The organism is Verrucosispora sp. ts21 (genome assembly GCF_002879555.1).
Classification (GTDB): Bacteria; Actinomycetota; Actinomycetes; order Mycobacteriales; family Micromonosporaceae; genus Micromonospora; species Micromonospora gifhornensis.
Genome location: NZ_PNOZ01000141.1, coordinates 1 through 6,289, shown reverse-complemented (window position 1 = coordinate 6,289; position 6,289 = coordinate 1). Strand labels below are relative to the sequence as shown.

General features: G+C 64.8%; 2 protein-coding genes. One reads left to right on the top strand and one right to left on the bottom strand.

Features of this window, described 5'->3' with window-relative positions; all coding sequences use genetic code 11:
* Window positions 1–2,019: 2,019 nt before the first annotated feature.
* The gene (locus tag C1A38_RS32100; protein WP_233197111.1) at window positions 2,020–2,385 is read right to left on the bottom strand and encodes a hypothetical protein; all 366 of its coding nucleotides are present in this window, start codon (window positions 2,383–2,385) and stop codon (window positions 2,020–2,022) included.
* Between the two features lie 274 nt (window positions 2,386–2,659).
* Between C1A38_RS32100 and C1A38_RS29985 the strand changes: the two genes are divergently transcribed.
* The coding region (locus C1A38_RS29985) for an RHS repeat domain-containing protein (RefSeq protein ID WP_502696966.1) at window positions 2,660–6,289 on the top strand (3,630 nt) is incomplete at its 3' end.

The following is a 6,289-nucleotide window of genomic DNA, read 5'->3' as shown; positions in this document are numbered from 1 at the left end:
CAACGATCAGCTCCGCCGGGCCGAAGGAGCCGGCGTCAGGCACGAATCATCGAGGCTAGAGATCAAGTGAGCTGATTTTCTTTACTTCATTTACAAGATCCTCTTGCTTCCTGTGGGGTTACGTGTCCGGTCGCCTGCTGGTAGCCGGGGTCCAGCGTAGCGGTTCTGGGGAGCGTCGAACGGCTCGTCGTCGAGGGCGACATGGTGGCCGTCCCGGAGCGGTCGATGTGGTGTGTAGACAGGGTGCCCGACGATCGCATCTACGGAGGGCAACCATGGGACGGGGATGCCGACGCTGTGCGCCGACAGCGCCCCCCCGTTACTGCCTCCACCACGTAGGTGTCGAGAGTGGAACACCGCCAACGATCGGCCGCTAGACCAACGGGATCGACGTCGACAGCGTCGGGCCCGGTTGGGTTTTGGTTTGTGTTGCCCCTCCGACATGAACTCCCATGCTCGATCGCCAGTGTGGGTGTGTCGGTCCGTCTTCGGTGTCGCCGGCGGCTCCCCGCAGGAAGGTCGCCGTCGCTGGACCCGCCGCGGTGGCTGGTGGATCTCGGTCCAGAAGGCAAGCCGAGATTCCTGCTCTGTCGGGCTCGATTCGACCTGCGCGATGTATCAACCGGTCGGTTCTCCCATGGGATGGGTTGGCGCGGGGTTGCCATGGTGTGGATGTCCGTGCTGCGACGCGACCGCGCCCCCCATTTACCCCCCGAAAACTCCAGCTGGTGATTGACAATCAGTGACAAGGCGAGACCATGGATCTGCGCTGTCTTTGCAGGTCAATGCCCATTTGTGGCAAGCGGTGACAAGCTTGTGATGGCTACGTTCCGTAACAAGGGGTTTTGACAATCAATGACAAGCCCCGACGAGGGTTGCTCGACAAGAGGTTTCCGTGGGTTCAAATCTCCTCGTTCGCCACGTGAGTCTGGTGTTTCGCCGGGGATGCGCTGGTCGAGAACTCTACTACTGGAAAGTGCCTCTCGGCGATTGCGGACGCCGCGCAGAGGAAGGTGTGCAGGTTGGGCGATTCGGTCGTCTGGATCGGTGATCCGCAGTTGAGACGGTTGTCGCTGCTGGAACGGCCAAAGCTGTCGGCGACGAGGTGGTCCCCGGTCTCTCCCTGTGATCTTCCCGGCCGGGGTGGCTTGCAAGTCTCGGCGAACTGCTCGTCGGCCTATGGGAGTTATGTTCAATTATTCTGATTGCAGACGACTTGTGTGATACATCGTAGGTCGCCTCGGACAGGAACCTTTCTTGCTGAAAATTTTCTGAAGATCGCATTGCGTGAAGGTGTTGGCTGGGCGGGTGGAGAAGTAGGCCCTTGATGCGTGCTTTGTGGCGGTATTCGGCGGCAGGTGTGATCCGGCGGCCTGCCTGATGGGTGCGGTCGGTGACCGTCCTTGTTGGACGGTTGCCGATCATGCTCTTGTGTCGGCGTCGATGGGGTGTCTAGCGTGTCGATCAATTTTCTTGATCGACGGGGGGCGTTGTGATGCTTGCTGGCCGCCGTGGGGGCACTGCGTTTGACCGTTTCGGGGCGCGGGGGAGGGTCAGGGCGGGAGCCTTGGCGGTCGCGGTGTTGCTGGGGTTGTTGCCGGTGGTGCAGTTACGTGGCCCGGCGGTTGCGGCGGGGCCGGTGTTGGAGCCGGGTGATTCGACGTCGGTGGCGAGTGTGGGGGTGCGGCAGCAGGCGCAGGATCCGGATCCGGATGACGAGGTCACGGTGACTGATCCCCTTCCTGCGGGCACGTTTCCTGAGGGTGGTGAGGCGGTCCTCGACCTTCAGGGTGATGCCGGGGATCGGGAAGCGTTCGGGTTGACGGTCGAACCGGCCGGTGAGACGCCCGCGGGTGAGGGTGTGGCGGGGCGGGGCGTGGCCGGTGGTGAGGTCGGGTCGGTGCGGGTGCGGTCGTTTGATCGGGCGGCGTCGGTGGCGTTGGGTAACGCGGGCCCCCTGTATGCGCTTTCCCGTGCGGACGGGGCGGCCGGTGCGGGTGCGGTGCAGGTGGTGGTGGATTACTCGGATTTCGCGCAGGCGTATGGGGGTTCGTTCGCTGACCGGTTGACGTTGGTGCGGTTGCCGGGGTGTGCGGCGACGACGCCTGAGGTGCCGGAGTGTTCGGCGGATCCGGTGTGGGTGTCGGCTACCAATGATCCGTATGCGAAGACGTTGACGGCGGTGGTGGAGGTCGGTGGCGACGCGACGGCCGCCGGTAGTCGGACGGGTGTGTTCGAGGGTTTCGGTCCGGAGTCGGCGGTCGAGTCGACGGGTGTGTATGCGTTGGCGTCGTCGGCGTCGGGTGGGTCGACGGGTTCGTACACGGCCACGGATTTGAAGCCGTCGGGGTCGTGGCAGGTGGGGGAGAGCGCGGGGTCGTTCACGTATTCGTATCCGTTGCCGGAGCCGCCGTTGCCGTACGGGCAGACCCTGGGCTTGGAGTTGTCGTACAGCTCGTCTGTGGTGGATGGGATGACGCACGGGACGAACAACCAGTCGGGTCCGGCGGGGTTGGGGTGGTCGTACTCGCCGGGTTATGTGGAGCGGACGTACAAGCCGTGTCGGACGCATCGGACGGAGATGTGTTGGGAGTCTCCGGATGGTGAGGACGGGGAGGCGGCGACGAATGATGCGGGGGCGTCGCATATCACGATCTCGTTGCAGGGGCAGTCGACGCAGATCGTGAAGACGACGGCGGGGGTGTGGAAGCCGGTCGACGACTTCGGGTGGCGGGTGGAGTTCCTGGCGGGTGGGGCCGAGGACGACGGTTATTGGAAGGTGTGGACGCAGGACGGTACGGAGTACCGGTTCGGGTTCGTGCGGGACTCGGTGTGGAAGATGTCGTTCCTCGGTGACGAGCCGGGGGAGCCCTGCTACGACGTGTATCCGGCGTCGTGTCGGGATCCGTGGCGGTGGAACCTGGACCGGGTTCGCGATGCCAATGAGAACGAGACGTATCTGCACTGGACGCGGGAGACGAACCATTACAAGCGGGCGTTGAGCGGGTCGATCCTGGAGTACGACCGCGGCGGGTATCTGTCGGAGATCGAGTACGCGAAGAACGTGACCGAGGCGGGTGCGGTTCCGGTCGGCCGGGTGGTGTTCGGGTGGGCGCACCGGTGTGTGGAGCGCACGGCCGAGGATGATCCGTTCAACAACGAGCCGGCGTCGTGTCCGGCGTTGTCGTCGAACCCGAACTCCTACCCGGATGTGCCCGGTGACCTGGTCTGTGGGTCGTCGTCGTGTGGGAACTACACCCAGTCGTTTTTCACCAGCAGGATCCTGGACCGCGTCATCTCCTACCAGTGGAACGCCGGCACCGCAGCGTGGAACAACATCGGCCGGGTGCAGTTGCGGTACAAGGTGTCCAACCCCACCGGCCTGACCGAGCGGGCCTTCGTCCTGGACTACATACGCCCCAGTGGCCTGATCGGTGCGGACACGAACAAGATCGACCTGCCGCCGGTGGACTTCGACTACGTCGACGGCGTGCAGCCGAACTTCCGCGACGGCCGCGTCGACTACGACGAGTCCGGCCTCGGTGTGTCCGCGATGCGCATGCCACGCCTGCTGGTGGTCCGTAACGGTTTCGGCGGGCGCACGGAGATCACCTACGGGACGCAGAAGCCGTGTCCGCAGGGCGGGTCGACGCAGTCGGGCTACAACAGTTGGCACAACGGCAAGGTGGGTAACTGGGACGTCAACACCGAGGACTGCTACCCGATCTTCCACTCACCACCCGGCGCCGACCCCGGCTTCGGCATCTTCCACAAATACCTCGTCAAGAAGGTGGTGGTGAAAGACCAGGTGGGTGGGTCACCGGACCAGGTCACCCAGTACGACTACTCGGTCGGCAACCCGGCGTGGAAGAACCCGAACAACCCGCTCGTGCCGGACGCGGAGGAGTCGTGGAGCATCTTCGCCGGCTACAACCGGGTGCGGGTGCTGCAGGGTTCGGGGACGGATCCGTCGAAGTACACGGTGCGGATGTCGAACTTCTTCCGCGGCATGTACCACGACATCTACGACCCCGGCAGCGGCGGCGGCATCAAACAAACCACCGTCACCGACTACGCCGGCAACACCTACGACGACCACTACGCCCGCGCCGGCCTGACCCTGCAAACCCGCCACTACCGGATGACCACCTACAACGCGAACCCGGCCAACGCCTCCTACACCGAAGTCGAAAGCACCCGCTACGACCACATCATCCAGGGCAGCTCCAACGGCCCCGGCTACGCCAATCCTCGGCAGGTCCGCCTCGGCCTGGAAAGCAACCGGGTCAAACTCGACGACGGCAGCTGGCGGACCAACGAAGAGAGGACCATCTACGAGTCCACGTACGGGCTCCCGATCCGGTTCCACCAGTACAACCAGGTCGGCGTCGCCGACAACACCTGCACCTCCTACACCTATGCCCAACGGAACGCACCCAACTCCTACTACATGATCAATTTTCCGGAGCGGGTGGAAACCTGGTCCGGCGACACCTGCGGCTCCGGCACACTGCTATCCCGCACGGTCACCTTCTACGACACCTACACCGTCGAAGGCTCCCAAACCCCGTTCGACGGCAACGTCGCCGAGACCCGCGTCTACACCGGCCCGACCACCTACACCACCAGTGGCCGAAGCACCTACGACAACATGGGTCGGATCCGTACCGCGACCGACCCCGCCGGGCTGACGACCACGACCACCTACAGTCCGGTTGTCAACTGGCCCGACAACGGCATCACCAGCACCGTCGGCGGCGGCTTCAACCACACCACTACCACTTTGGTCGACCGGCACACCGGGCAGCCGTCGAGGATCACCGACCCCAACGGCAAGGTCACCGACCTCGCCTACGACCCACTCGGCCGTATGGCCGAGGTGTACCTGCCAGGCCAGGCCAAGTCCACCGGGGTACCGTCGCTGCGGTTCAGCTACCAGATCACCTCCAGTGGCATCGGACAACCGAGCGCACCCGCGCGCACCAAGACCGAGACGCTGCAATCCCACGCCGGCAGCCCTGTCTACCTGACGTCGTTCCAGTACGTCGACGGTCTCGGCCGCGGCAGGGAAGCGCAACAGCCCGGCCCGAACGGTGGACGGATCGTCACCGCCACCACCTACGACGCCCGCGGCAACGTCGCCGCCAACACCAGCCCTTTCCACAACAGCTCCGCGGCGGGTTCCGGCCTGGTCAACCCCAACCTGAACACCGTCCCGGCCGTGCAGGAAGCCGGCTACGACCACCTCAACCGGGCCACGATCCAGGTGGACAAGAAACTCGGCACGACGTGGCGGCAGACCAGCGCCACCTACCACGGTGACCGCGTCACGGTCGTCCCCCCGACCGGTGGCACCAAAACCGTCAGCCACACCGATGTGCGTGGCAACGTCACCCGCCTGGACCAGTACACCTCGGCCACCAACCCGAACACCTTCCAGAGCACCACCTACACCTACGACCTGCTCAACCAACTCAAAACCGTCGTCGACCCTGCCGGCAACACCTGGACCAACACCTACGACCTCGCTGGCCGTCTGACGCAGAAGATCGACCCGGACGCCGGCACGAGCACCACCCACTACGACAGCGCCGGCCGGCTCGCCTACACCATCGATGGCCGCGGGCAGAAGATCTCCACCGAGTACGACACCATGTCCCGGGCGAAGGGCCGCTGGTCCGGCGATGTCGGCAGCGGCACCAGACTGGCCAGCTACGTCTACGACACCCTTGCCAAGGGACAGCTGACCTCCTCCACCCGCCACCACGGCGGCAGCGACTACACCACCGCCGTGACCGGCTACACCAACAGCTACCAGCCCACCGGCACCACGATGACCATCCCGGCAGCCGAGGGTGCCCTCGCCGGCACCTACGGCAGCACGTTCACCTACGACAAGGCCGGGCACCTCACCAGCAGCAGCCAACCAGGTGTTGGTGGCCTGCCCGCCGAAACCCTCACCTTCGGCTACGACAACAACGGCTACCCCACCACCATGACCGGCGCCGCCACCTACATCGCCGCCACCAGCTACTACGCCCACGGGCCTACCCATCAACTCCTGCTCGGTGCCTCCGGCAAACGGGTCCGGCTGACCAACACCATCGACCAGCAGACCGGTCGACTCGACGCCACCAGCATCGACCTGGAAAACAGCCCCGGCACCTTCACCACCAAGTACGGCACCGCCTACCGCTACGACGCCATCGGCAACATCACCTCGATCCTCGGTGCCACCAACGGCACCGCCGACCAGATCGAATGCTTCCGCTACGACCCCCTACGCCGA